The sequence below is a fragment of the Pseudomonas sp. BN414 genome (assembly GCF_029871275.1).
Classification (GTDB): Bacteria; Pseudomonadota; Gammaproteobacteria; order Pseudomonadales; family Pseudomonadaceae; genus Metapseudomonas; species Metapseudomonas resinovorans_C.
In genome coordinates this window covers 18,344-41,097 of sequence record NZ_SSOL01000053.1, presented here as the reverse complement: position 1 = coordinate 41,097, position 22,754 = coordinate 18,344, and the positions used below count along the sequence as shown (strand labels likewise).

Annotated in this window: 20 protein-coding genes; 12 read left to right on the top strand and 8 right to left on the bottom strand. The window is 61.2% G+C overall.

Annotated elements, in window-relative coordinates:
• The first annotated feature begins 205 nt into the window (after positions 1 to 205).
• Positions 206 to 1,648 carry an APC family permease gene (locus tag E8E95_RS10545; protein ID WP_280349792.1) on the top strand — a complete coding sequence of 481 codons (1,443 nt, stop codon included), beginning with the start codon at positions 206 to 208 and terminating at the stop codon, positions 1,646 to 1,648.
• A gap of 30 nt (positions 1,649 to 1,678) precedes the next feature.
• On the opposite strand, the gene E8E95_RS10540 is transcribed toward E8E95_RS10545, so the two are convergent.
• The 3 genes from E8E95_RS10540 to E8E95_RS10530 all read right to left on the bottom strand — a co-directional run bounded on the left by E8E95_RS10540 (position 1,679) and on the right by E8E95_RS10530 (position 5,052).
• A complete protein-coding gene (locus E8E95_RS10540; protein WP_280349791.1) occupies positions 1,679 to 2,299 on the bottom strand; it encodes a TetR/AcrR family transcriptional regulator in 621 nt (206 codons plus the stop codon).
• A 334-nt stretch (positions 2,300 to 2,633) separates the two neighbouring features.
• Positions 2,634 to 4,109: an aldehyde dehydrogenase family protein gene (locus tag E8E95_RS10535; protein WP_280349790.1), complete on the bottom strand. Its 1,476-nt coding sequence runs from the start codon at positions 4,107 to 4,109 to the stop codon at positions 2,634 to 2,636.
• Positions 4,110 to 4,224: 115 nt separating this feature from the next.
• Positions 4,225 to 5,052 carry a nuclear transport factor 2 family protein gene (locus E8E95_RS10530; protein WP_280349789.1) on the bottom strand — a complete coding sequence of 276 codons (828 nt, stop codon included), beginning with the start codon at positions 5,050 to 5,052 and terminating at the stop codon, positions 4,225 to 4,227.
• A gap of 156 nt (positions 5,053 to 5,208) precedes the next feature.
• Here E8E95_RS10530 and E8E95_RS10525 point away from each other — a divergent pair, with 156 nt between their 5' ends.
• Positions 5,209 to 6,606, top strand: a complete 1,398-nt coding sequence (locus E8E95_RS10525) for an FAD-dependent oxidoreductase (protein ID WP_280349788.1) — start codon at positions 5,209 to 5,211, stop codon at positions 6,604 to 6,606.
• Positions 6,607 to 6,621: 15 nt separating this feature from the next.
• Positions 6,622 to 6,984 carry a cupin domain-containing protein gene (locus E8E95_RS10520; protein WP_280349787.1) on the top strand — a complete coding sequence of 121 codons (363 nt, stop codon included), beginning with the start codon at positions 6,622 to 6,624 and terminating at the stop codon, positions 6,982 to 6,984.
• A 218-nt stretch (positions 6,985 to 7,202) separates the two neighbouring features.
• On the opposite strand, the gene E8E95_RS10515 is transcribed toward E8E95_RS10520, so the two are convergent.
• Entirely contained in the window at positions 7,203 to 8,636 is a 1,434-nt protein-coding gene (locus tag E8E95_RS10515; RefSeq protein ID WP_280349786.1) for an NAD-dependent succinate-semialdehyde dehydrogenase, read from the bottom strand.
• Between the two features lie 168 nt (positions 8,637 to 8,804).
• On the opposite strand from E8E95_RS10515, the gene E8E95_RS10510 reads away from it, so the two are divergent.
• Positions 8,805 to 9,728: a hydroxymethylglutaryl-CoA lyase gene (locus E8E95_RS10510; protein WP_280349785.1), complete on the top strand. Its 924-nt coding sequence runs from the start codon at positions 8,805 to 8,807 to the stop codon at positions 9,726 to 9,728.
• A 36-nt stretch (positions 9,729 to 9,764) separates the two neighbouring features.
• On the top strand, positions 9,765 to 10,577 hold the full coding sequence (locus E8E95_RS10505) for a cupin domain-containing protein (RefSeq protein ID WP_280349784.1): 813 nt from the start codon (positions 9,765 to 9,767) through the stop codon (positions 10,575 to 10,577).
• A 618-nt stretch (positions 10,578 to 11,195) separates the two neighbouring features.
• Here E8E95_RS10505 and E8E95_RS10500 read toward each other — a convergent pair.
• The 4 genes from E8E95_RS10500 to E8E95_RS10485 form a co-directional block, all read right to left on the bottom strand.
• Positions 11,196 to 12,038, bottom strand: a complete 843-nt coding sequence (locus tag E8E95_RS10500; RefSeq protein ID WP_280349783.1) for an ABC transporter permease — start codon at positions 12,036 to 12,038, stop codon at positions 11,196 to 11,198.
• Positions 12,038 to 12,898, bottom strand: a complete 861-nt coding sequence (locus E8E95_RS10495; RefSeq protein WP_280349782.1) for an ABC transporter permease — start codon at positions 12,896 to 12,898, stop codon at positions 12,038 to 12,040. Before E8E95_RS10495 ends, E8E95_RS10500 begins: the two co-directional genes overlap by 1 nt.
• A 104-nt stretch (positions 12,899 to 13,002) precedes the next feature.
• Positions 13,003 to 14,073: an ABC transporter ATP-binding protein gene (locus E8E95_RS10490; RefSeq protein WP_280349781.1), complete on the bottom strand. Its 1,071-nt coding sequence runs from the start codon at positions 14,071 to 14,073 to the stop codon at positions 13,003 to 13,005.
• 25 nt (positions 14,074 to 14,098) lie between these two features.
• On the bottom strand, positions 14,099 to 15,151 hold the full coding sequence (locus tag E8E95_RS10485; RefSeq protein WP_280349780.1) for an ABC transporter substrate-binding protein: 1,053 nt from the start codon (positions 15,149 to 15,151) through the stop codon (positions 14,099 to 14,101).
• Positions 15,152 to 15,406: 255 nt separating this feature from the next.
• Here E8E95_RS10485 and E8E95_RS10480 point away from each other — a divergent pair, with 255 nt between their 5' ends.
• From E8E95_RS10480 to E8E95_RS10450, 7 genes are all read left to right on the top strand, one after another.
• Positions 15,407 to 16,786: an aspartate aminotransferase family protein gene (locus E8E95_RS10480; RefSeq protein ID WP_280349779.1), complete on the top strand. Its 1,380-nt coding sequence runs from the start codon at positions 15,407 to 15,409 to the stop codon at positions 16,784 to 16,786.
• Between the two features lie 62 nt (positions 16,787 to 16,848).
• Positions 16,849 to 17,382 carry a MarR family winged helix-turn-helix transcriptional regulator gene (locus E8E95_RS10475; RefSeq protein WP_082073296.1) on the top strand — a complete coding sequence of 178 codons (534 nt, stop codon included), beginning with the start codon at positions 16,849 to 16,851 and terminating at the stop codon, positions 17,380 to 17,382.
• A 3-nt stretch (positions 17,383 to 17,385) separates the two neighbouring features.
• Entirely contained in the window at positions 17,386 to 18,348 is a 963-nt protein-coding gene (locus E8E95_RS10470; RefSeq protein ID WP_280349778.1) for a nitronate monooxygenase, read from the top strand.
• A gap of 14 nt (positions 18,349 to 18,362) precedes the next feature.
• A complete protein-coding gene (locus tag E8E95_RS10465) occupies positions 18,363 to 19,109 on the top strand; it encodes an enoyl-CoA hydratase/isomerase family protein (RefSeq protein WP_280349777.1) in 747 nt (248 codons plus the stop codon).
• Positions 19,106 to 20,347, top strand: coding sequence for a CaiB/BaiF CoA-transferase family protein (locus E8E95_RS10460; protein ID WP_280349776.1), 1,242 nt, complete (start codon positions 19,106 to 19,108; stop codon positions 20,345 to 20,347). Before E8E95_RS10465 ends, E8E95_RS10460 begins: the two co-directional genes overlap by 4 nt.
• Before the next feature lie 2 nt (positions 20,348 to 20,349).
• Positions 20,350 to 21,099: an enoyl-CoA hydratase/isomerase family protein gene (locus tag E8E95_RS10455; RefSeq protein ID WP_280349775.1), complete on the top strand. Its 750-nt coding sequence runs from the start codon at positions 20,350 to 20,352 to the stop codon at positions 21,097 to 21,099.
• Between the two features lie 9 nt (positions 21,100 to 21,108).
• Entirely contained in the window at positions 21,109 to 22,737 is a 1,629-nt protein-coding gene (locus E8E95_RS10450; RefSeq protein ID WP_280349774.1) for an AMP-binding protein, read from the top strand.
• Positions 22,738 to 22,754: the final 17 nt, after the last annotated feature.

Sequence of the window (22,754 nt, the reverse complement as noted above, 5' to 3'; positions counted from 1 at the left end):
GCGGTGCACCCCGAGGGGTCATCGCCACTCGTTGATCCGATGTTCAACGGTACGAGGTGCATTGACGTGAACTGTCTTCGCACATAAATTTGGTCGCACGACCGACTAACAAGAACAATGAACACTGGCCGAAAAATCGGCCTGCAATCATTCGAATGCCAAACCGCTTTTCGTCCTAAAAAGAACAACTATCGGGAGCCAAAAGATGTCCGGTGTGCAGCAATCAGGCTTACGCAAGAACGCGATTGGCGTGGCAGGTATCGTTTTCTTCGTGGTTGCGGCGGCAGCGCCGTTAACCGTGGTGGTGGGTAGTGTGCCGTTGGCGATAACCATGGGAGGAGGCGTCGGTATACCTTCCCTGTTCCTGATCGCCGGCCTCCTCTACCTGCTGTTCGCCGTCGGCTACTGTGCGATGAGCCGACATATCGGCAACGCAGGTGCTTTCTATACCTTCGTGACCCGTGGACTCAATCCACTGTGTGGTGCCGGTTCCGCCTTCATGGCACTACTTGCGTACAACGCAGTGCAGTTCGCGCTGTATGGCGGCTTCGGTTACTTCCTGAGCGATGCGCTGAAGAGCCATTGGGGAATCGAGATCCCCTGGTTCGCCCTGGTCGCCGGGACCATCTGCGTCGTGCACTTCTGCGGCTCCCGCGATATCGACTTTAGCGGCAAGCTGCTGGCGGCCCTGCTGATCGGCGAAACCGCCATCGTCCTGGCGATCGATATCGCGATCATCCTCTCCAATGGCAATGGGAACGGCTTCACCGCCGCTCCATTCTCCCCCTCGCAAGTTCTGTCCCCCGGACTCGGCATCGGCCTGATCTTCGCGATCTGCGCCTTCCTCGGGTTCGAGGCCACCGCGATCTTTTCCGAGGAAGCCCGGGACCCGGTGCGCACGATTCCGCGCGCCACCTACGTCGCGGTCAGCGGCATCATGCTGTTCTATGCCTTTTCCGCTTGGGCAATCATCCAGGCTTACGGGGTCGAAGGCGCAATGGAGATGGCAACGCGGGATCCGGGCAACTTGTGGCTGAAGATCTGCAGCGAACTCCTGGGCAGCGGCGCCTCGGCCCTGATGAACATCCTCGTGCTCACCAGCATGTTCGCCGCGATCCTTTCCTTCCATAACTCCATCACCCGCTACCTGTTCGCCATGGGGCGCGAGCAACTGCTCTGGAGCGGCCTCGCCCGTACCCACGGCGTTCACAGGTCTCCCTACATTGCCGGCCGGGTCCAGTCCATCGCGGCCATGCTGTGCATGGGGGCGTTCGCCGGATTCGGGCAGGATCCCTACCTGATCATCTACTCCTGGATGGCCGCCCTCTCCACCATCGGCATGATCGCCGTGCAGGTGCTGGCCTGCCTGGCAGTGATTGGGTTCTTCTGGAAGGACGCACGCGGTACCAGCCTCTGGCAACGCCTGATCGCCCCCGCGGCCAGCGCGGTCTGCCTCACCGTGTTTCTTGCCCTGGTGATCGACAATCTGACCTTGATGAGCGGTTCCGAATCCTGGGTGGTCCGCTCCTTCCCCTACCTGGTGCTGATTACAGGTATCGCAGGAGTGGCCTGCGCCATGTACCTGAAAAGAGCGCACCCGGCGAAATACCAAGCCATGGGCCTAGCCTTGGCGGGCGCCGCAGAGTGACAGCAGCCGGCAGGGGTTCGCCCCTGCCGGTCAGCCGTAGGATTTTTGCAGTGAGCTGATCAGGTTGCGCACTGCAGCCTGCGAACGGGCCTCATCGGGCGCGGCGAGATCGAGCAGGATGATGCCATCGATGCCAGTCAGCGCGAGCTGCGACAACTCGCGGATACGCGCCACTTCCTGCGGGTCCGATGTATCGATGTACTGGCTGAAGGCCTGCTCGTGGGCACGCAGGTAATCTTCGTACTGTCCCTTGGCCAGCCACGCCGACTCCTTGGTGCGTAATGCAAACAAGGTCAGCTCGTACTGGACCGTCTGGATCTCGCGGTTCTGCTCAGCAATTTTCCAGTCAGCCAGCAACACTCGCTCAATACACTCCGCGAGGTTTCGGCACGGGGCCGCTTCAGCGCTGATGGCGTGTTTCAGCTTTTCAGTGAGCCACTCGAGCACGGCGGACAGCAGGCTCTCCTTGCTGGAGAAGTGATAGTGCAGCGCCGCCAGGGGCACGTCCGCCTGTGCGGCGATCTTCCGGGTGGTCGTACCGGCGACGCCATCCTCAATGAGACAAGCCAAGGCGCCTTCGATGATCTGCTCTTTGGTCTTGATCGTCTTCTTCGATGGCTTACGTGTCTTGGTGGGTTTTGCGTCATCCATTCCGCTAGCTGCGGCAGGGGCGGTATCTGGAGGAGCCACTGGCTTCATAGTCCTAATTCGGTCAGGTGTTGATGGGGCCGCCAGATAGAGGACAAGAACTGAAAATGAACCGTCACCCATGTCCCGAGGCAGCGAGCACTAGGATCTGAGCCTAACGTGCGACGCTGGATTATGCCATTGGAGGAGCCGCGAAGCGGCCGAAAGCTTGGCGATGACGGAGACCTGGGGCTTCGAGAAATCGCCCCCCGCGCCACCACCGGAACCTTGCAGGATGATGGAATAGCAAAGCCCGCATGACGGGCTTCGCCGGCAGCGGGCGGTTGCTGCACAGGTATCAGGGTTTCAAGTACCAACCCCAGGGCTGCTGGCTGCGATACTCGGTCACCTGCTTGACCTCCAAGTAGTTGTTCAACCCCCACACCCCAAGCTCGCGACCGAGGCCGCTCTGCTTGTAGCCGCCCCAGGGCGCCTGGGTGAAGGTTGGCTGGGAACAGTTGACCCAGACGATACCCGCGCGCAGCGCACGACTGACCCTTTCACATCGATCAAGATCGGCGGACATCACCGCCGCAGCCAGGCCGAACCGACTAGCGTTAGCCAGGCGCAGAGCCTCGGCCTCGTCGGAGAAGCGGCGCACGGCCAGTACCGGCCCGAAGATCTCCTCGCACCACAGTGAGCTGTCCAGGGGCGTGTCGGCAAATATCGTCGGCTCGACGAACCACCCTCGCTCCAGATACGCCGGCCGGCTGCCGCCACTGACGAGGAGCGCGCCCTCCTGGCGGCCGCGCGCGATGGCCTGCAACACCTTTTCGTGCTGTCCACCGCTGACCAACGGACCGAGCAGCGTGCCGCTTTCAAGACCATGGCCAATGCGGATGCGACGAGCTTCCTCGACCAGCCGCTCAAGCAACCGATCATGCAGACCATCTTGAACCAGCAAGCGGGAGGTCGCCGAGCAAACTTGCCCCTGGTTCCAGAAAATGCCGAAGAGAATCCACTCCACCGCAGCCTCGACATCGCTGTCGTCGAACACGATGAAGGCCGATTTACCGCCCAGTTCCAGACTGACGTTTTTTATGTCCTGGGCGGCAGCCTGCATGATCGCCCTTCCGGTGGGCACGCTACCGGTGAAGGCAAGCTTGTCCACCCCGGGATGCGACGAAAGTGGAGCGCCGGCATCACTGCCAAATCCAGTGATCACGTTCAGCACACCAGCGGGCAGCTCCGCGGCATCGGCGATGGCCGCCAGTTCCAAGGCCGTAAGAGGCGTCAGCTCCGATGGTTTGAGAACGGTCGTGCAGCCGGCGGCCAGCGCCGGGGCGACCTTCCAGGCGGCCATCAGCAGGGGGTAGTTCCAGGGAATGATCTGACCGGCCACACCAATTGGCTCGCGCAGTACGCGGCAACGGAAACGCTCATCAGGCAACACGATGGCTTCTCCCGCATCGTCCAACCCTTCGGCAAGGCCGGCGTAGTACTCGAAGCAGCCAATCGCATCATCAATGTCCCATTGCGCCTCCGGCAGGGGCTTGCCGTTGTCCATGACCTCCAGCTGCGCCAACTGCTCTCGACGTGCACGCATGCCATCGGCCATAGCGTGCAGGTAAGCGGCTCGCTCCGCGCCGCTCAGGCGGGGCCAGGCTCCTTCATCGAAGGCGCGGCGCGCAGCCTGCACGGCCTTGTCGACATCGGGCTGCGTAGCCGCTGGCACTTGCTGGATGACGGTCTCGCTGGCAGGGTCGTACACGTCGAAGGATTGACCCTCGACCGGCGCCTGCCAGGCGCCATCGATATAAAGCGTTTCACTCATGCTGTTCTCCTGGTAAGGCCTCCGCACCGATGGGGCGGAACTGCTCGGGGAGCACAGCATAAGGTTGGTGGGAAACGGGCAGACGCCCTGCGCCTGCGTGCGTGCCCGCACGAACTCAGTCCTTGGCGTGGCGCTCCAGATAGGCTCGCGGAGACAACCCGGTCTCCTCTCGGAAGCAACGGTAGAAGGTCGACAGCGAGCGGAACCCGGCAGCCTTCGCCAGCTCATCCACGCGCTGGGTACTGCTGACGTCCGCCAGTTGGCTTAGTAGACAGTGCAGCCGCAGCCGATTGATGTGCTGATAGAAACTGCATCCAAGGACTTGGTTGAGAAAGAACGAAATCTGGTTTCGCGTATAACCGGTAGCCGTCGCCACCTGGGACATATCCAGGTCCGCATTGAGATAGGGCTGACGCTGCTCGAAATACTGCTGGAGGTCCTTTGCCAGTTGCCCCAACTGGCGTGCCGACAGCCCAAGTCGGCTGACCGGACCGCGCGCGGTCGTGACCTTGGACAGGGCATTCATCTGGCGCACCAGGGTTGCATGCTCGTCGACTTGAACGACACGTCCGTTACGCACCCGGAGTGCCTCACAGGCGCGGAATGAGGCCAGGCCCTGGCTGCCTCGCAAGGTCACCTGATACTGGATGAAGGCCGTGTCGCCATCTACCCGAAGTCGATCGGTATAGATCTGCGTTTCATCATCGGCGGCGGGCATGCTGCTGAGTAGATAGTCCCTCAGTTCCGCCAGGGGAATCTGGCGTCCCTGGAAGAAATCGTTGTACTCCACCTGGGGATCGAGCAGCGCCAATAACGCATCGATATCGCGGCTACGCCAAGCCCGGTGGTAGTTCATCACCACTGCATGAGTCGCAGCACTCTCCGGGTCCGGCTGGTAGGCCTCAGTGCCCAGACAAGTGCTCCAGCCTGCCTCTACATTCATCGTTCATCCCCATCTTCCCGACGCTGTCGGTCCTGCAATTCCGAGCGTGCCCGCAAAGAGCTCCAGGGCATTCTCTGGCGCGGTCAGCGCGGTTAAAAAGTGCTCGCACAACAATCACGCACCAAGTTCCAGCCGACATACTGCCGGAGTCCCTGCATGAATTCCCACCTGCTTCATCCATCGCTCGACCAGGTTCAGCCGCGGCCCTTCTGGCAGGACACCGTCGCGCCGCAGCCGGTCGCCCCCAGGCTCGAAGCCGACCTCCAGTGCGACCTGGCCGTGGTAGGCGGCGGCTTTACTGGCTTGTGGACTGCGCTCCATGCCCGTCAACGCTGGCCCGAAGCACGCATCGTATTGGTCGAGGCACGCAACTGCGGCGGCGAGGCCAGCGGACGCAATGGCGGCTTCTGCGCGCCGAGCATATCCCATGGCGTCTCCAACGCTCTGAAGCGCTGGCCGATGGAAGCCGAACGATTGATCCGCCTCGGTCGGCAGAATCTCGACGAGCTGGCCGCCGACCTGACGCGATTTGGCCTACAGGCCGAGTTCGAACGGGGAGGCAAACTCAATGTCGCCAGCCAGCCCTGGCAGGTCGAAGGCCTGCGCGCCATGCAGCGCAACTACGCGCGTTTCGGCATCGACTGCGAGTGGCAGGAAGGTGCCGACCTGGCCCAGCGACTCGACTCGCCGTTGTATCGTGCGGGTCTCTTCGAGCCCAACTATGCACTGTTGAACCCAGCCAAGCTGGCCGCTGAACTACGCCGAGTCTGTCTGGAACAGGGAATCCGACTGTTCGAACAGAGCCCGGTGTTGGACCTCACCGTGCGTAATGACCAGATGTGCCTACGTACCGCCCACGGGGAAGTTCTGGCCGGCCAGGTAGCCCTCGCCACCAACATCGCACCGCCACTGCTCGGCCACCTGGCGTCCACGGTAATCCCCGTCTACGACTACACCCTTGTCAGCGAGCCGCTCAGCGAAGCGCAGCTGGCGTCGGTGGGCTGGACAGATAGGCACGGCGTTGCCGACGCCGGTAATCAGTTCCACTACCTGCGCAAGACGGCCGACAACCGCATCCTTTGGGGCGGCTACGACGCGATCTACCACTTCGGCGGGCGCCGTGAAGAAGCGCTTACGCAGCGCCCCGAGAGCTTCAATCGGCTCGCCCTCCAGTTTCAGGAGGCCTTCCCGGCATTGCGAGAAGTGCGCTTCAGCCATGCCTGGGGCGGAATCATCGACACCTCAGCGCGCACCACCCTGTTCACCGGCTGCGAGATGCAGGGCCGCGTGGCCTATGCCCTCGGTTTCACCGGGCAGGGCGTTTCGGCCAGTCGCTTCGCAGCGCTGAACATGCTCGACCTGCTGGCCGGCGACCCCACCGAGCGAACCGAGTTGCGCATGACCTCCAGGGCGCCGTTCCGCTTCCCCCCGGAGCCGTTTCGCTACCTCGGCGTGAAGCTTGCCCAGCGTTCGCTAGCACGCGAGGACCGCGACGGCCATCGCGACCTGCTGCTCAAGACCTTCGATGCCTTTGGCATCGGTTTCGATTCCTGATCCGGAGCCCCCAACATGTCCAACACTCTGCCCAGCCACGTCATTTCCTTCAGCAACCCGGAGCTCCTACCCATCGAGCGCGAGATCAGCGACCCAGCTCTGGTCGATGCCCCTTACCAAAGTTCCACCTGGAGGCACTTCGTCGAGACTGGCAAGAAGGCCGTCGCGGGCATCTGGGAAGCGGGTCCCCACCTCGAGCGCTGCACATGCGACTACGACGAGCTGTGCCACATCCTGGAAGGCACAGTCCGCCTGACTGATGCAACTGGAGCAAGCCGCATATTCGGCGCTGGCGACTCCTTCGTAGTTGCTTCCGGGTTCAGCGGGACGTGGGAAAACCTAACGAATGTCCGTAAGGTTTACTTCATTCTGGGATGAACCATCGACACGTCCCTATCCAATCTGCGCCGAATTTTCACTGGATCGAGTTTCGCCGCCAAAAACCTCGGGCATGGGCATCGCACCTAGAGCAAAGATCAACGATTAATCTAGGGCAGCTTTCGGCTGAAGCAGACGTTCTCGCCTGAATTCATCCCGACCCACGAGCAGCAGGAATACAAACGACCTGAGCAAGCCCAGGTCGTTGCATCGGCCAGTCAGCAGCCGACCTGACTGATGAACTTCGTAGTCAAGTAGGCATCCAGCCCTTCGGTACCGCCCTCACTGCCGTGCCCGCTCGCCTTGATTCCACCGAACGGTGTTTCCGGCAGTGCCAGACCGAAATGGTTGATCGAAACCATGCCACTCTGCAGGCGATTGCCAAGCTCAGTAGCGGTCTTCAGTGACGCGGTAAAGGCGAATGCTGCCAAGCCATATTCGAGGCTATTGGCCTGGCGGATCACCGTATCCAAGTCGTCGAAGCGCATCAGCGGGGCTACTGGTCCAAAGGGCTCCTCGCAAAGCAGTCGTGCCTCGGCAGGGATGTCCGCCAGCACGGTGGGCTCGAAGAAGTTGCCCTTTTGCCCTATCCGCTTACCTCCGGTCACCACCTCAGCGCCAAGGTCAGACGCATCGGCCACTAGCTCCTGGATGGCGGCCAGGCGCCGTGCATTGGCCAGGGGGCCCATCTGGGTAGACGGATCGAAGCCGTCCCCCACCTTGAGCTGGCTGGCGAGTTCGGCAAATTTCCGAGAGAAGCGCTCGAACACCGCGTCATGCACGTAAAAGCGCGAAGGCGAGGCGCAGACTTGGCCGGCGTTCCGGAACTTGAGCCCACAGGCCAATGTGGCAGCCGCGTCCAGGTCAGCGTCCTCACAAACGATGAAAGGCGCATGGCCGCCCAACTCCATGGTGGTCAGTTTCAGGTGCTCTGCGGCAAGAGCACCCAGTTTTCGCCCTACGGCAGTGGAGCCAGTAAACGACACCTTCCGAATAATGGGAGAGCGGACCAGGTAGTCAGAAACCTCGGCCGGGACACCAAATACCAGGTTCAGGACACCCTTGGGCACGCCCGCATCGTGGAAGCAACGGACCAATTCGATCACCGAGCCGGGGGCTTCTTCAGGCGCCTTGATGATGATGCTGCAACCGGCCGCCAGTGCGCCGGCAATCTTGCGCACGGCCTGGTTGAGCGGGAAGTTCCACGGGGTGAAGGCAGCGACTGGACCGACGGGCTCACGAACCACCAATTGACGCACGGCAGGATTGCGCGACGGCACGATCCGCCCGTAGGCGCGCCTCCCCTCCTCCGCGTACCACTCGATATGGTCGGCTGCGCTCTTGGCCTCGAGAGTCGACTCGGATATGGGCTTGCCCTGGTCCAGGGTCATGCAGCGCGCCATGTGTTCATGGCGCTCACGAACCAACGCAGCAGCGCGGCGAAGAATGGCAGAGCGGTCATAGGCCGAGGTGACTGACCAGCTCTCGAAACCCTTCGCAGCCGCAACCAGGGCAGCATCGAGGTCCTTCCTGGAAGCCAACGGCAATTGGCCGATTTCCTCGCCCGTAGCTGGATTGATGACCGCCGAGGTGCGATCCGCCTCACCGGCAGTCCATTCCCCGTCTATGTAAAACATCAAATCGGTGTACATCGCTCACTCCTCCTGCAATGGGAACGGGGCGCCAATCGAACGGATTCCGCATTGGCAGCGGTTTCGGCCTCCAAATGCGGCCGAATAAGGTTGACAAGGTGAACCATATCTCAGTAGTTTTTGTTCACATTGTCAACCACTTCATCCCGCCACCCTGGAACGCCCCTCATGAAAGACGTGATCCTGTGCGAGTGCTTCGCTCGAGATGGCCTGCAGCATGAACCCGATTTCCTGCCCACCGAAACCAAGCGCAAGCTGGTGGAGCGTTTCGCCAGCATCGGATTCAACCGGGTAGAAGCCACGTCCTATTCCAACCCTGCCGTTATCCCCCAATTCGCCGACGCCAGCGACCTGCTGGCGAGTCTGCATCGCCAGCAGGATGTCTTCTACAAGGCGACCTGCGCCAATGTGCGTGCCGTGGAACGAGCCCTGGCTGACCTAGACGCGGGTTTTGGTGCCAATGAGATCAGCCTGCTGGTATCCGCCTCGGAGTCCCATTCGCAGCGCAATCTCAAGCGCAGTCGTCAGGATCAGTGGCAGAACATTGAACAGATGGCCCGCGCGGCCAATGGTCGATTTCGGTTGATCGGCACCATCTCGGTGGCGTTCGGCTGCCCGTTCGAAGGAAGGGTCGATGAGAACAGTGTGCTCCAGGACGTAGCGGCGTTCGCCGAGCGCGGGGTGAGCTTCGTCACCCTGGGCGACACGACCGGTGTCGCGACGCCCCACAGCGTCCGCAGCTTGTTCGGCAAGGTGCTTGCCGAGTTCCCGAACATCACGCCCATCGCTCACTTTCACGATACGCGCGCTACCGGCCTGGTGAATTACGTCGCGGCCCTGGAAGCCGGCGTCCGTTACTACGACTGCGCCTTCGGCGGTGTGGGCGGACACCCGGCCAAGGTCAAGTACGGCGGAGGGCATACCGGCAATGTGAGCACTGAGGATTGGATCAACCTGCTCGAATCCATGGGGGTTCGGACCGGAATTGACCTCGAAGCCATGCTCGAAGTTGCCGCCGAATGCGAAGCGGCACTTGGTCGCGAGCTGCATAGCCGCGTCGTTCGCAGCGGCCTTAACCCCCTATTGACATAAAAGGTCCAACCCCACCAACAAGAAAGAGGATGCAGCATGATCGGTACCCTAGCTAAAGCCACACCGCTGAGCCTGATGTTCGGTTTACTGATGTCCGCGAGTGCAGCACAGGCGGAAGACAAGTTGCTTCTGGTCCACCGCAGCGACCTGCTGAGCACACCACCAGGAGAAACGTTGCTCGGCCAGGAAATCTGGGACATGCATACAACCAGCCTGTCCCGTACCAGCATTGTCCGCCTTGATGAAACCGCTCCGGCCGTGCGGCATGCTCAGGGTGAGCGCACGTTGATCGTCCTCGAAGGCAAGGTGGACTTCACCTTCGCCGATGGGCGAAGAACCCTCGGGGTCGGGGACTATGTGGCCATTCCGGCGGGACAGACTTACCAGATGGCCCCGGCCGGCGAGACCAAGCCCCTGCTACTCGGCTTCGACGTACCGGTCATCAGCATGCAGAGCAGCGACCGCGGTGACCTGACCACCCCGGATAAGGCTGCTGCCCCTGTCATCAAGACTCAGGCGGCAATCATGGCCAGTCCAACCAACTGGAACGATCCCAGCGACCGCGGCTGGACCCTGGTGAAGACAGCGGAGAAGCGCGTCAATCTGGTGGAAATGTTTTCCGAGCTGAAAAATCACAGCCACCCGGACGCCGACCACTCGCTGATCCTCTTGAAAGGCAGTGCACGGGTAGTCACTCCTAAGGAAGAGCGCCTGCTCAAGCCCGGCGACTACGTGTCCATCCCGCAGAACGTCCCCCACAAGTATTACGTCGAAGGCGGCCAACCGGCCCTATTCATCAGCTTCGACGCTCCCGCCTACGACTCCGCCAAGACCATTTACTTCGAGTAATCCACTCGCCCCTGCAGTACCCCGCCATGCCGCGCCACGCCAGCGGTATGGCGGTTCCCTCTTGCACCCACCGATTGCCCCGAACCACCATGAACAAGCCGAGGATTCGCACTCTGCGGATACTCATTCCATTTGTAATCGTCCCCCGCCACGACTTCCGTTCTTCAGTTCCGGCCTCTTCTCAGCAACATTCGGCGTGAGCACGACGACCGGTAGCTGAGGGTCAGGTTGCCGCTTGCAGGACTCCAGCAATTAAAAGTGATACCCGACGCATAGAGCTATCTCGCCCCGTAGCTGGCCTGTTCAGCCGTCCTTGAGCTTAATGTCCTATGCACTGACTACCGCCGCTTCAGAGAAATCTTTGGGAGGGCATGACAGGCCGCTCATTTGCGGCACGACACTCAAATTGGCGCGCACCAGCCGCGGAGCACTGAATGGGTACCGATTGTTTGCAACAAGGTAGGACCACTGCCCACGGGGGAGACGAGACGCTATCCGCTTCCCCCCACGCCTTGTCGAAGCCCCAGTCGATAGTGGTTACATACAGAGCCGGCCGCTAAAACGACGGGCAAAAAAAAAAGCGTGGCCAAAGCCACGCAAAAGTCCAGCCAATCGCAATCAGACAGGAGCCGACGCGCGTTGCCGCCGCTTTTCCAGCCCCTTGATGTACTGCATCACCACCAGCAGCAGGATCGAAAGCACGATCATCAATGTGGAGACGGCCGCCACAGTCGGGTCGATCTGGTCGCGGATGTTGGCGAACATACGACGCGTCAGGGTCGAACTCTCCCCGCCCACGATGAACAGCGCGATAACCACCTCGTCGAAGGACGCAATGAAAGCGAAGAGCGCGCCGGAGAAGATCGATAGGCGGATCTGCGGCAGGGTCACTGTGAGGAACGCCCAGGTACGGGACGCTCCCAGGCTGCGAGCCGCCATCTCCTGGTTCATGTCGAATCCCTGTAGGCCGTTTCCTACCGCGATCAGTACGAATGGAATCGCCAGTACGCTATGGGCCAGTACGAGCCCGGTGACGGTGTTGTTCAGGCCAGTGCGCGAATAGACGAAGAACACGCCCACCGCCACCAGGATGATCGGCACCAACATGGGCAGCATCATCAGTCCGTTGGCCAGTTTCGCCAGCCCACCCCGCACCTGAGACAGCCCGTAGGCAGCCAGAGTCCCCAGCACCGTGGCGACCAAGGTAGAGATGATCGCCACCTTGAAGGACACCCAGGTCGCAGTCATCCACTCCGGCGAGCCGAGATACGCTTCATACCAGCGCAGGCTCCACTCCCGCGGCGGGAACTCCAGGTACTGCGAAGCCGAGAACGACATGGGGATGACGATCAGGCAGGGAATGATCAGGAACAGAAGGATCAGACCCACCAGGCAATAGAGCCAAAGGCGATGCAGGTGGGTGATCTGGGTCGGTGTCACCGCTTCATTGAAATTGAGCATCAGGCCTTCCTCCCCGAGTCGTTGAGACCGAACACCCTTCTCATTCCCAGCAGGATGAGTACGGTCACCACCAACAGTGCGACGCCGAGCGCACTGGCAGCGCCCCAGTTGCCATAGAGGGCGATGGTGTCGCTGATCTTCATTGACCACATGGACACCCGGCCGCCGCCCAGCAGTGCCGGCGTCAGGTAGAAGCCGAGACACAGCACGAACACCAGGGTAATGCCGGAGGCAAGCCCCGGCAGGGACAGCGGCAGGAACACCTGGCGAAATGCCTGGGATGGCGTGGCACCGCAGTTGGCAGCTGCCGACAGCAGCAGCGGGTCGATATTCTTCATCTTGTCGTAGAGCGGCAGCACCAGGAACGGCAACATTACGTGCACCATCCCCACCACCGTTCCGAAGAAGTTATGGACCAGCGCCAGTGGCTGGTCGATCAGCCCCAAGTCCAACAGCCAGTTGTTGATGATGCCCTGGCGCTGCAGCAGTACCAGCCAGGCATAGGTGCGGACCAGGATCGAGGTCCAGAACGGCAGCAGGACAAAGGCCATGCAGATCTGGCTGGCCCGTTCAGGCAACTGGGACAGCAGATAGGCCAGCGGATAGCCAAGCAGCACACAGATCAAGGTGACGCAGAACGCCACCTTGAAGGTGATGACAAAGCTGCTCATGTAGACCGGCCGCAGCAAGCGTTCGTAGTTCGCCAGGGTCAGCGCGCCACTGCTGTCAAAGGCCGACAGCCAGAACAGCCAGGCCAGCGGAATGGCCAATACCACGAATACCAATAGGAAACCGGGGAGGGTCAGCGAGAGCAATGTCCAGCGTTCCTTCCGCTCGGCGCGCGCAAGAGTGATTGCCATAGTTTGGCTATCGAGCCCTGCAGCGCCCTGCAGCATGTGCAGGGAACTTATCGTCTTCATTTTCGGACCTCGTCGAAGCGCGTGAGGATGATCGTGATCGGAAGTCATGCCGACTCCGCCACCAACAGCGTGTCCTCAGCGTGCAACCAGAGCTCGACCGGTGCTCCCGGCACGGGTACCGGAACATCGCGGAATCCTTTTTGGTGTCGGGCAGTCAGCTCCGTGCCATCCGGTAGAACAAGGCCAACGTGGTAGCTGTCACCCTGGTAGACCACATCCCGGGCAGTCCCTTGAATGCGGTTCATCGCATGACTGTCACCGCTGACCTGCCACTGCAGACGTTCCGGTCGCACCATCAGGAAGCGCTTCTGCGGGTGTCGAGTGGCCGTTCCCTGAGGCAGTTTCAACGGACGCCCCTGCAGTAATACGCCACCGCTGCCCTCCTCAACTTCCAGGAAACAGCTTTCACCGATAAACCCGGCGACGAAGCGGTCCGTCGGTCGCTCATACAACGCATCGGGCGTATCCAGTTGAGCCAGCTTCCCCTTGTTCAGTACGGCAATACGGTGGGAAAGCGTCAGCGCTTCCTTCTGGTCGTGGGTGACATAGATGGTGGTCATGCCCAAGCGCGCATGGAGCCGTTTGAGCTCCAGCTGCATGTGTTCACGCAGGTTCTTGTCCAGCGCTGAAAGCGGCTCATCCATCAGCAGGATTTTCGGCTCGAACACCATGGCCCTAGCCAGGGCCACGCGCTGCCGCTGCCCACCGGACAACTGGTGGATTCCACGCTCACCAAGATGGTCCATCTGCACCATTTCCAGGGCCGCCTTGACGCGCTTGGCCCGGTCGGCGCCCCCCACCTTGCGCAAGCGCAGTGGGTAGGCGACGTTTTCCGCCACCGTCATATGCGGGAACAGCGCGTAGTTCTGGAACACCATGCCCACGTCGCGCTTGTGCGGAGGTCGAGTGAGGAACTCGACTCCGTCAACCTTGATGCTCCCCGAGTCAGGGCGAATGAATCCCGCCAACACATTGAGCAGCGTGGTCTTTCCCGACCCCGAAGGACCGAGCAGAGTGAGAAACTCACCGGCATGCACATCAAGGGATACATGATCGATTGCGATGAATGATCCGTAGCCCTTGTAGACATCCCGAATCGCAATATTGCCTTGCATAACTCCGACCTCCGCAAATCCAGAACTATTGTGCGATCAGTTCTTTGTAGTCTTCTTGAACCTCAGTGACATGCTGACCCCACCAGCGCGGATCCATCATGGTCTGCTTGGCGCGGTTGGCAGGCGACATGTTCGACTGGTTCAGAATGTCCGCTGAGAAACTGCCCTTTTCGAAGGCCTGGTTATTGGTCGGCCCGTAGTAGCCCATCATGGTCGGGATACGTGCCTGGATATCAGCGGAGACTGTGTTAGCGATCAGCTTCTGGGCGGCGGCGACATTCTTCGCCCCCTTCAAGATGGCCATGCAGCCATAGCCCAGCAGCCCGTCATCGTAGGTGTAGGCAACCGGGGCCTTATCCTTCACAACGGAGTCGACGCGGCTACTCCAGATGGCAATCAGGTCGACCTCTCCGTCCTTGATCAGCTGCGAAGACTGGGCGCCAGACGTCCACCAAACCGCAACATCCGACTTGATCTTCTCCAACGAAGCCAAGCCGCGCTCGATATCCAGTGGGTAGAGCTGGTCACGCGGCACACCGTCGGCCAACAGGGCAACTTCGAGCATTTCATCCGGGGCTACCGACAATGCGCGACGTCCGGGGAATTTCTTTACGTCCCAGAACTCCTGCCAGTTCTTCGGCCCCTCCTTGAACTTGTCGGTGCGCCAGCCCATCACCACCGAGTAGCTGTTGGTGGCGATCCAGTCCTTACCCCGCGCGCGACTGGGAATACCGCTGGCATCGATGACGGAAAAGTCCAGTGGCTCGAACATTCCCTGCTCGGAAAGCGCAGCGCAGTCGTTGGCGCCGATATGGATGGCATCCCAGCTCGGCTTGCCCGACTGCACCTGCAAACGGACAGACGGCTGACCATCATGCGATTCAGTGCGCAGGGTCAGGCCGGCCTTTTCTGCCGAGGGCTTCCACAGTGTCTGGATCAGCGCGTCCTGCAGATTGCCACCATAACCGGCCACGGTGACGGTCTGCTCCTCGGCGGCCATCACGGGCGCTGCCAGGCTGACGGCCACGGCGCCCAGGAAGAGGCGGATCGCCTTGGATGAGGGGAGTGTATCGATCATTTTCCAGCTCCTATTTCTAGCGCCCTGTCAGGCGCGGGACTTGTTCTTAGGCAGCGGTAATTCTCAAAGCTACATCCTGTTGCGGCATCGGGAGTGGGTCTTTAGTGCCTTCTGTCCGTCTGCCATCTCTATCGCCAGCTGGCCCCTCGAGATGGTTGACAACATGAACCACATGATTCACATTGTCAACCATATTGGATGAACAGGGTTACTCAGCGAGCAGCCCGATCGCAGGTCCGAACAGGAGCAATTGCCATGTCAAATTCGTTGCACGCCGCCGATATCGCTTTCCACATCCATAGCCAGACCAACCTCGCGGTCCACGAGCAGGTGGGTCCGACCGTCATGGTTCGTGGCGAGGGGGTCTATACCTGGGACGACAAGGGCAAGCGCTACCTCGATGCCATGTCGGGCATGTGGAGTGCGGCCTTGGGCTACAGCGAAGAGCGACTGGTACACGCTGCTCTGCGTCAGATGCAGGAACTGCCCTATCACCAGAACTTCGCCCATCGTTCCACCGAGCCGGCGATTCAGTTGGCTGAGCGTCTGATCCAGCTCGCACCAGTGCCGATGTCCAAGGTCTTGTTCGCCTGCTCCGGCTCGGAAGCCAATGACACCGCGATCAAGCTGGCCTGGTATTACTGGAGCGCCGTCGGCCAGCCTCAGCGCCGCAAGATCATCAGCCGCAACCGCGCCTATCACGGCACCACAGTGGCCAGTGCCAGCCTTACCGGCTTGCCGCACCTGCACCAGGACTTCGGGTTGCCCCTGCCCGGCTTCCTCCATGTCACCTGCCCCCATTACTACCGCGAGGGCTTGCCGGGCGAGAGTGAAGAAGCCTTCTCCAGCCGCCTTGCCGTGGAATTGGAAGCACTGATCGAACGGGAGGGCGCAGACACCATCGCCGCCTTCTTCGCCGAGCCTCTGATGGGCACCGGTGGCGTCATCACCCCGCCGGCCGGCTACTTCGAGAAGATCCAGGCCGTACTGAAACGTCACGGCATCCTGCTGGTAGCCGACGAAGTCATCTGTGGGTTCGGCCGCACCGGCAACTGGTGGGGTTCCCAGACCTTCGGCCTGAAACCGGACATGCTGACCTGCGCCAAAGCGCTGTCGGCCTCCTACCTGCCGATCTCCGCCCTGATGATCTCCGAAGGCATCTATCAGGCCATGAAGAGCCAGAGCGAGAAGATCGGGGTGTTCGGCCATGGTTACACCTACGGCGGCCACCCTGTGCCGGCTGCCGTCGCCCTCGAATGCCTGAACATCTACCAGGAGCGCCAGTTGCCAGAGCATGCACAGCGCGTCGGCAGCCGCCTGGGCGCTGGCCTTCGCAAGCTGGCCGACCACCCCCTGGTGGGCGAAGTGCGTGGTGAAGGCTTGATGTGGGGTGTGGAGGTCGTCGCGGACAAAGCGAACAAGACCGCATTCCCCAGGGAGTGGAAAGTCGGTCTGGCTGTTTCGCAGCAAACCGAAGCCAACGGAGTGACCGCTCGCGCCCTCAACGACTCGGTGGTGTTTGCCCCGCCACTGATCATCTCCGAGGCAGAAGTCGATCTGGTGCTAGATGCGTTCACCAAGGGCCTGGATGCCACGCTCGACAAACTTGTCGCCCAGTCGCGATTCAGCCGTTGAGCAAGTCCGGGCAGTCCAGAACAATGAGGCACTGATGACAGGAACTCCTCACAGGTGACCCCATGAAAAAACAAGCAACAGCAGTCAATCGCGATATCGAAGCATCCACAGACATGCGCGACCTGTTCTCCGTGCAACTGCAGCGTCTGGCAGGACTCTCCAGCCGGATTGCTGCGTTGGTGATCCCCCAGCACTTTTCCATCACGGTGCTGGAGTGGCGGACCCTTGCCATCCTCGACTACCTCGGTGAAGCCCCGCTGGTTCGAGTAGCGAAGCATGCCGGCGTACTGAAGAGCCAGATGAGTCGACTGGTGACGAATCTGAGCAAGCGCGAACTGATCGAGCGCCAACCCAACCCGGAGGATGGACGCAGCGCCCTGCTCTGCCTGAGCCCAGCGGGCAAGGACTTGGTGCGCCGCATCCTCGACGATTCCCAGGCCCGTAACGAAGCAATGCTTGACGGGCTGTCCGGTGAGGAACGCGAGCAACTCAAGGCGCTGATGCAGCGGGTTTACGCCAACAGCCTGGCCTACTTCGGCGAGCTGAAAAAGCACACCCCCTACGACCACCCTGAAGATGAAGACCATGAGGACTGATCGATGCCTATCGATACCCGTCTGACCCGTTTGCTGGGTATCTCCTATCCGATCGTTCAGGCTGGCATGAGCTGGGCATCGAGTTGCGCGGCATTGCCGGCAGCAGTTTCCAACGCCGGCGGTCTCGGCGTCATCGCGGCGGGCCCCATGCGCCTGCCGGATCTCACAGAGACAATCCGTGAGGTCAAAGCACTTACCGACAAGCCCTTTGCGGTGAACATGCCTCTCTACCGCAAGGGTGCTGAAGAAGTTCTGGATCTACTGGTCGCCGAACGTGTCCCGGTGATTATCGCCAGCCAGGGCTCACCGAAGGCACATCTGGCACGCTTCAAGGACTACGGCGCCACTTGGCTGCACGTCGTCGCCTTCGTCGAGCACGCGATCAAGGCCAGTGCGGTCGGCGTCGACGGTTTGGTGGTGGTAGGAAGCGAAGCCGGCGGCCATCCACCGGCCAATGAAGTGAGCACCCTGGTGAATGTGCGTAGGGTGCTTCAGGAAGTCAGCATTCCCGTCGTGGCCGGTGGTGGTGTTGCCGATGGTTTCGGCATCGCTGCCCTGCTGGCCCTTGGCGCCGACGCAGTCCAGCTCGGCACCCGATTCATGCTCAGCGAAGAAGCCAACCTGCACCCTGCCTACAAGCAGCGGGTGCTGGAGGCAGAGATTGATGAAACCGTCCTCGTAGGACGCAAGCTCCCCGTCCGCAGCCTTCGCAATGCGTTCACGGAACGCGTGGCGAACGCCGAGCGCGAAGGCCTCCCCGAACGCGACCCGGCTGCGTACGAGGCCCTGCTGGCCTCCGCAAGCCTTAAGCAAGCGTCATTTGATGGCGACATCGGCAACGGAAAAGTGGAAGCAGGCCAATCCGCCGGCCTTGTCCGCGAGCTGCTGCCCGCCAGCGCCATCATGCATTCGCTGATCGAAGAACTTGAGCAGGCACTATCCCGCCTGCGCGCCATGCAATCCTGACGGGAGCCTGCACAATGACCCAAGAGCCAGTCGTTCTGACCCAAGCCGCCGACGGCGTCCAGACCATCACGCTGAACCGTCCCGACAAACTCAATGCGCTGAACTTCGCCCTCACCGAAGGCCTGGTAGCTGCACTGAAGGCGGCTGATGCCGACGAAGCCGTGCGCGCGGTGATAGTCACCGGCGCCGGGCGCGGTTTCTGCGCAGGCGCCGACACCCGCGAATTCGTAGTGCTGACCCCGGACAACCAGGAACTGGTGGATCGCCGTGCCGCCCTAACCACCGAACTCCAAGGGCTGGTCAAACACATGAGCAAGCCGGTAATCGCGGCAGTGAACGGCTACGCGATGGGCGGCGGCAGTGGACTGGCGATCTCCTGCGACCTCGCACTGGCGAGCGAATCGGCACGTTTCGGCTATCCCGAAGTGAAACATGGCATTGTCGCCGCCATCGTGATGGCAGGCCTGGTCGAGCACGTAGGTCGCAAGGCGGCTTTTGAGCTGGTGGCCACTGGTCGCACAGTCGATGCAACGGAAGCATTGAAGCTGGGTCTGGTGAACCGCGTAGTGCCAGACGATGAATTGCTGGCCGAAGCCGAGGAGCTGGCACTCGCATTGGCGGCACACCCGCAGAACGCCATGCAAGCAACCAAGAAGATCTTCCATCAGGTGGCGGAGCTCCCCTTCAGCGAAGGGCTCAAGTTGGGCCAACAGTTGAACGCCCAGATGCGTGCCTTCCGGCAGAAGGAGCAGGTCGCATGAAACCCTTGGAAGGCATTACCGTTATCGAATTGGCGCGGGTGCTGGCCTGCCCGTTCGCCGGGATGATCCTGGCTGAACTGGGTGCTCGCGTAATCAAGGTGGAACAGCCCCTGTGCGGCGACGAAACCCGCGGCTACGAACCCTTCGTCGGTCAAGACGAACTGGTCCGAGACCAGTTGGATGAGGATGCCTTGGCAGCAGCCCTGGGCCATGAACGCAGCGCGTACTTCTACGCATTTAATCGCAGCAAGGAGTCCATCACCGTTAACCTGCGCAGCGCCGAGGGCCAGGAGGTCGTTCGTAAGCTCGTCAGCAGCGCCGATGTGGTGCTGGAGAACTTCCCAGTCGGTACCCTGAAACGCTATGGGCTCGACTGGCCCAGCCTGAAGGAAGTCAATTCGCGGCTGATCTATGTGTCTTGCACAGGGTTCGGCCAGACCGGACCCTACGCGAAGAAGAAAGGCTACGACACTGTGTTCCAGGCCATGAGCGGCATCATGAGCCTGACCGGCGAGAAGGACGGGGGGCCGGTCAAGCCCGGCATCCCGGTCTCGGATCTCAGCTCCGGCCTTTGGATTGCACTTGGCATCGTGTCGATGCTCCAAGGCCGGGGGCACGACGGTGCTGGTTCCTATCTGGACTTCTCGATGCTAGACGGCCAGATCAGCCTGCTGGCGCTCGCCGCGGCCCGCTACTTCGCCCTGGACGAAGTGCCGGAGCGCCTCGGCACCGAGCACCCGGGCCGTGTGCCCTCCGCCAGCTTCCGCTGCGCTGACGGCGGCTTCGTTCACATCACAGGTGCCGACCAGCACTGGCACCCGCTGTGCGAACTCCTGGGTCTCAACGATCTGGCTCAGGACCCGAGGCTGCAGGTCAACAGCGGTCGCGTCATGCACCGCGACGAGGTCATGGCAGCCCTAAGTGAAGCCACAGGACGGATGACCCGCGACGAACTCTGCGCCGCCTGCGACGCAGCCGGAGTACCAGCCGGCCCGCTGAAGACGCTGGACGAAGTGGTAGTGGATCCCCACCTGAACGCCCGCGGTGTGTTCAGCGAGTTCGAGCACCCAGAGGGCGGGCGCTTCCCGGCGATCCGCCTGCCCTTCCAGTTCAATGGTCTGGAGAATCCGGCCCCTAGCCGTCCACCACTGCTGGGCGAGCACACCGAAGCGGTTCTGTCTGGCCTGGGCTACAGCCCCCAGCGAATCGAAGCACTGCGCACTGACGGAGCGATCTGAACATGCAAATTCTGGAACTGGGCAGCGTAAGCCTGTCCCTCGACGAAAACATTGCCACGATCACTCTGAATCGCCCCGAGGCGCGCAATGCCTTGAATACTGGACTCTGCCAAGACCTGCATGCCGCCATTCGTGAAGTCGGCGCACGCCAGGACGTTCATGTGGTCCTTATCCGCGCCAATGGCCCTGTGTTCTGCGCCGGTGCCGATCTGAAAGAACGCAAAGAGATGAACGAGGACCAGATCCGGGCGCGGCGTATCAAAGCCTTCGCAGTGTACGCAGCCATTGAAGAACTGCCGATGCCAGTTGTAGCCGTCGTCGAGGGACCGGCCGTGGGCTCGGGCTGCGAGATTGCCGGCGCCTGTGACTTCATCATTGCCAGCGAGGCTGCGAGCTTCCGCTACCCGGAGGCACGCTGGGGCACCGTTGGCGCGACCCAGCGGTTGCCACGCATCGTCGGCCGTCGCATCGCCAAGGAGTTGATGTTCACCGGTCGCGAAGTGTCTGCGTGGGAAGCCGTCGAAATTGGCTTGGTCAACCAGGTACGCCCCAACGAGGAATTCCCCGACTTCGTCATCGAGTTGGCTCGGAGCATCGCGGCAGCACCTGGCGCAGCCATGCGCAGCGCCAAGCGCACGATTGACCGGGGTGTCGACGACACCCGCTTTGGCGCACTTGCTCACGAAATCCTCGCGATCGAGGAAAACCTCAACCAGGGCACCTGGCGTGCCGGCATGACTTCGTTTTCCTGAGGACAAATGATGACTGCATTCGCTTCTCCGCTTCCCGGTCCGCTCTGGTCAGTCCTCAGGGACGTCGCCAGCCGACATCCGGACAATGATGCGCTGGTAGCCGAAGACGGCCGCCTGAGTTACAGCGCCTTGCTCAAGCAGGTCGAGACCACGGCAAAGGGCATGATCGCCCTGGGCCTCCAGCGCGGCGATCATATCGGCGTGTTGATGGGCAACTCCGTGCAGTGGGCAGTGATCTGGTATGCGGCAGCCTCCATTGGACTTGTCTGCGTGCCGTTCAATACCCGCTTCCGCACAGAGGAACTTGGCTACGGCCTGGCCCACGAGGACGTGCGCGCCCTCTTCTGCGTCGACCGTTTCCTGGGGAAGATTGACTTCAGCGCCATGCTCCGCGAGGTCGAGCCAGCCATCAACCAAGCGCTTCCCGGCGACGCCCTGCCCTTGCTGAGACATGTGGTCGTATTTGGCGAGAACGTTCCGGCAGGTGCAACTAGCGAAGAACGCTTCCTCAGCCTCGGCAAGGGTATTGGTGTTGCGGAACTGGGCAAGGCGCGTGACCAGGTGCAATCGGACGATACCCTGCTGATCCAGTTCACCTCCGGCACCACCGCATTTCCTAAGGGCGTAATGCTCAGCCACGCCTCCATGCTGGGTGTCGCCAAGTCCGTAGCCGAGCGCATGGGCGTGCGTCACGAAGACCGTTATTTCAGCCCCCGTCCCTTCTACCATGTGGCCGGTAGCACCATGTCATTGCTCGTGGCCCTGGTGCATGGCGCTACCCTGGTAACCGCTGCAACCTTCGACCCCGCACAGGCGCTGGAAATTATGAGCCGGGAGCGCTGCACGCTGACCTCAGGCAACGACACCATGTTCCTGATGCTGCTCGCCGACCCGAGCTTCGAAGAGAAGAATCTGTACCTGCGTGGTGGCTGGGCCGCCGCCAGCCCGCAGATCCTCCAGGATGTAGTCGACAAGATGGGAGCAGCGGAAATCTGCAATGCCTATGGCCTGTCCGAGGCATCGCCCAACATCGTCATCTCCGACTATCGCGAGCCGCTCGAATATCGCCTGGACGGCTCCATGAAGCCCCACGAAGGTCTGCAGGTTGAAATCCGCGACCCGGCTACCGGTGAGGCGTTGCCGGCAGGCCAGCCGGGCGAGATCTGCGCCAGCGGCTGGAGCCTGATGAAGGGTTACTACAAGCTGCCCGAGCAGACCGCTTCGGCCCTGCGCGACGGCTGGCTGTACACTGGGGATCTTGGCGTACTTTCCACCGATGGACGCCTGCGTTTTGTGGGGCGACTCAAGGACATGTTCCGTGTCGGTGGCGAAAACGTGTCCCCGCTTGAAGTGGAACAAGTGCTGCTGAAGCACCCGGCCGTTGAATTGGCGCAAGTAATCGGTGTACCCGACGCCCGGCTGGGGGAAGTGCCAGCGGCATACGTCACCTTGAAGCAAGGTGTCTCAGCGTCCTCGGATGAACTCATCTGCTTCTGCAAGCAACGATGTGCCAACTTCAAGGTGCCGCGTTTCCTGGCCATCGTAGAGGACTTCGAAAGCATTGGCATGACTGGCTCCAGCAAAGTCCAGAAAGGCCGCCTGCGCGAACATGCAATACAGCAGTTTGGCCTGAAGTAGATACTCCACTTCGTAAT

Bases quoted from the DNA above. Each gene is read 5' to 3' on its own strand.
- E8E95_RS10535 (WP_280349790.1), bottom strand. From the start codon at position 4,109: ATGAGTGAAACGCTTTATATCGATGGCGCCTGGCAGGCGCCGGTCGAG.
- E8E95_RS10490 (WP_280349781.1), bottom strand. From the start codon at position 14,073: ATGCAAGGCAATATTGCGATTCGGGATGTCTACAAGGGCTACGGATCA.
- E8E95_RS10545 (WP_280349792.1), top strand. From the start codon at position 206: ATGTCCGGTGTGCAGCAATCAGGCTTACGCAAGAACGCGATTGGCGTG.
- E8E95_RS10520 (WP_280349787.1), top strand. From the start codon at position 6,622: ATGTCCAACACTCTGCCCAGCCACGTCATTTCCTTCAGCAACCCGGAG.
- E8E95_RS10525 (WP_280349788.1), top strand. From the start codon at position 5,209: ATGAATTCCCACCTGCTTCATCCATCGCTCGACCAGGTTCAGCCGCGG.
- E8E95_RS10480 (WP_280349779.1), top strand. From the start codon at position 15,407: ATGTCAAATTCGTTGCACGCCGCCGATATCGCTTTCCACATCCATAGC.
- E8E95_RS10515 (WP_280349786.1), bottom strand. From the start codon at position 8,636: ATGTACACCGATTTGATGTTTTACATAGACGGGGAATGGACTGCCGGT.
- E8E95_RS10505 (WP_280349784.1), top strand. From the start codon at position 9,765: ATGATCGGTACCCTAGCTAAAGCCACACCGCTGAGCCTGATGTTCGGT.
- E8E95_RS10470 (WP_280349778.1), top strand. From the start codon at position 17,386: ATGCCTATCGATACCCGTCTGACCCGTTTGCTGGGTATCTCCTATCCG.
- E8E95_RS10450 (WP_280349774.1), top strand. From the start codon at position 21,109: ATGACTGCATTCGCTTCTCCGCTTCCCGGTCCGCTCTGGTCAGTCCTC.
- E8E95_RS10495 (WP_280349782.1), bottom strand. From the start codon at position 12,898: ATGGCAATCACTCTTGCGCGCGCCGAGCGGAAGGAACGCTGGACATTG.
- E8E95_RS10455 (WP_280349775.1), top strand. From the start codon at position 20,350: ATGCAAATTCTGGAACTGGGCAGCGTAAGCCTGTCCCTCGACGAAAAC.
- E8E95_RS10465 (WP_280349777.1), top strand. From the start codon at position 18,363: ATGACCCAAGAGCCAGTCGTTCTGACCCAAGCCGCCGACGGCGTCCAG.
- E8E95_RS10460 (WP_280349776.1), top strand. From the start codon at position 19,106: ATGAAACCCTTGGAAGGCATTACCGTTATCGAATTGGCGCGGGTGCTG.
- E8E95_RS10475 (WP_082073296.1), top strand. From the start codon at position 16,849: ATGAAAAAACAAGCAACAGCAGTCAATCGCGATATCGAAGCATCCACA.
- E8E95_RS10540 (WP_280349791.1), bottom strand. From the start codon at position 2,299: ATGGATGACGCAAAACCCACCAAGACACGTAAGCCATCGAAGAAGACG.
- E8E95_RS10530 (WP_280349789.1), bottom strand. From the start codon at position 5,052: ATGAATGTAGAGGCAGGCTGGAGCACTTGTCTGGGCACTGAGGCCTAC.
- E8E95_RS10500 (WP_280349783.1), bottom strand. From the start codon at position 12,038: ATGCTCAATTTCAATGAAGCGGTGACACCGACCCAGATCACCCACCTG.
- E8E95_RS10510 (WP_280349785.1), top strand. From the start codon at position 8,805: ATGAAAGACGTGATCCTGTGCGAGTGCTTCGCTCGAGATGGCCTGCAG.
- E8E95_RS10485 (WP_280349780.1), bottom strand. From the start codon at position 15,151: ATGATCGATACACTCCCCTCATCCAAGGCGATCCGCCTCTTCCTGGGC.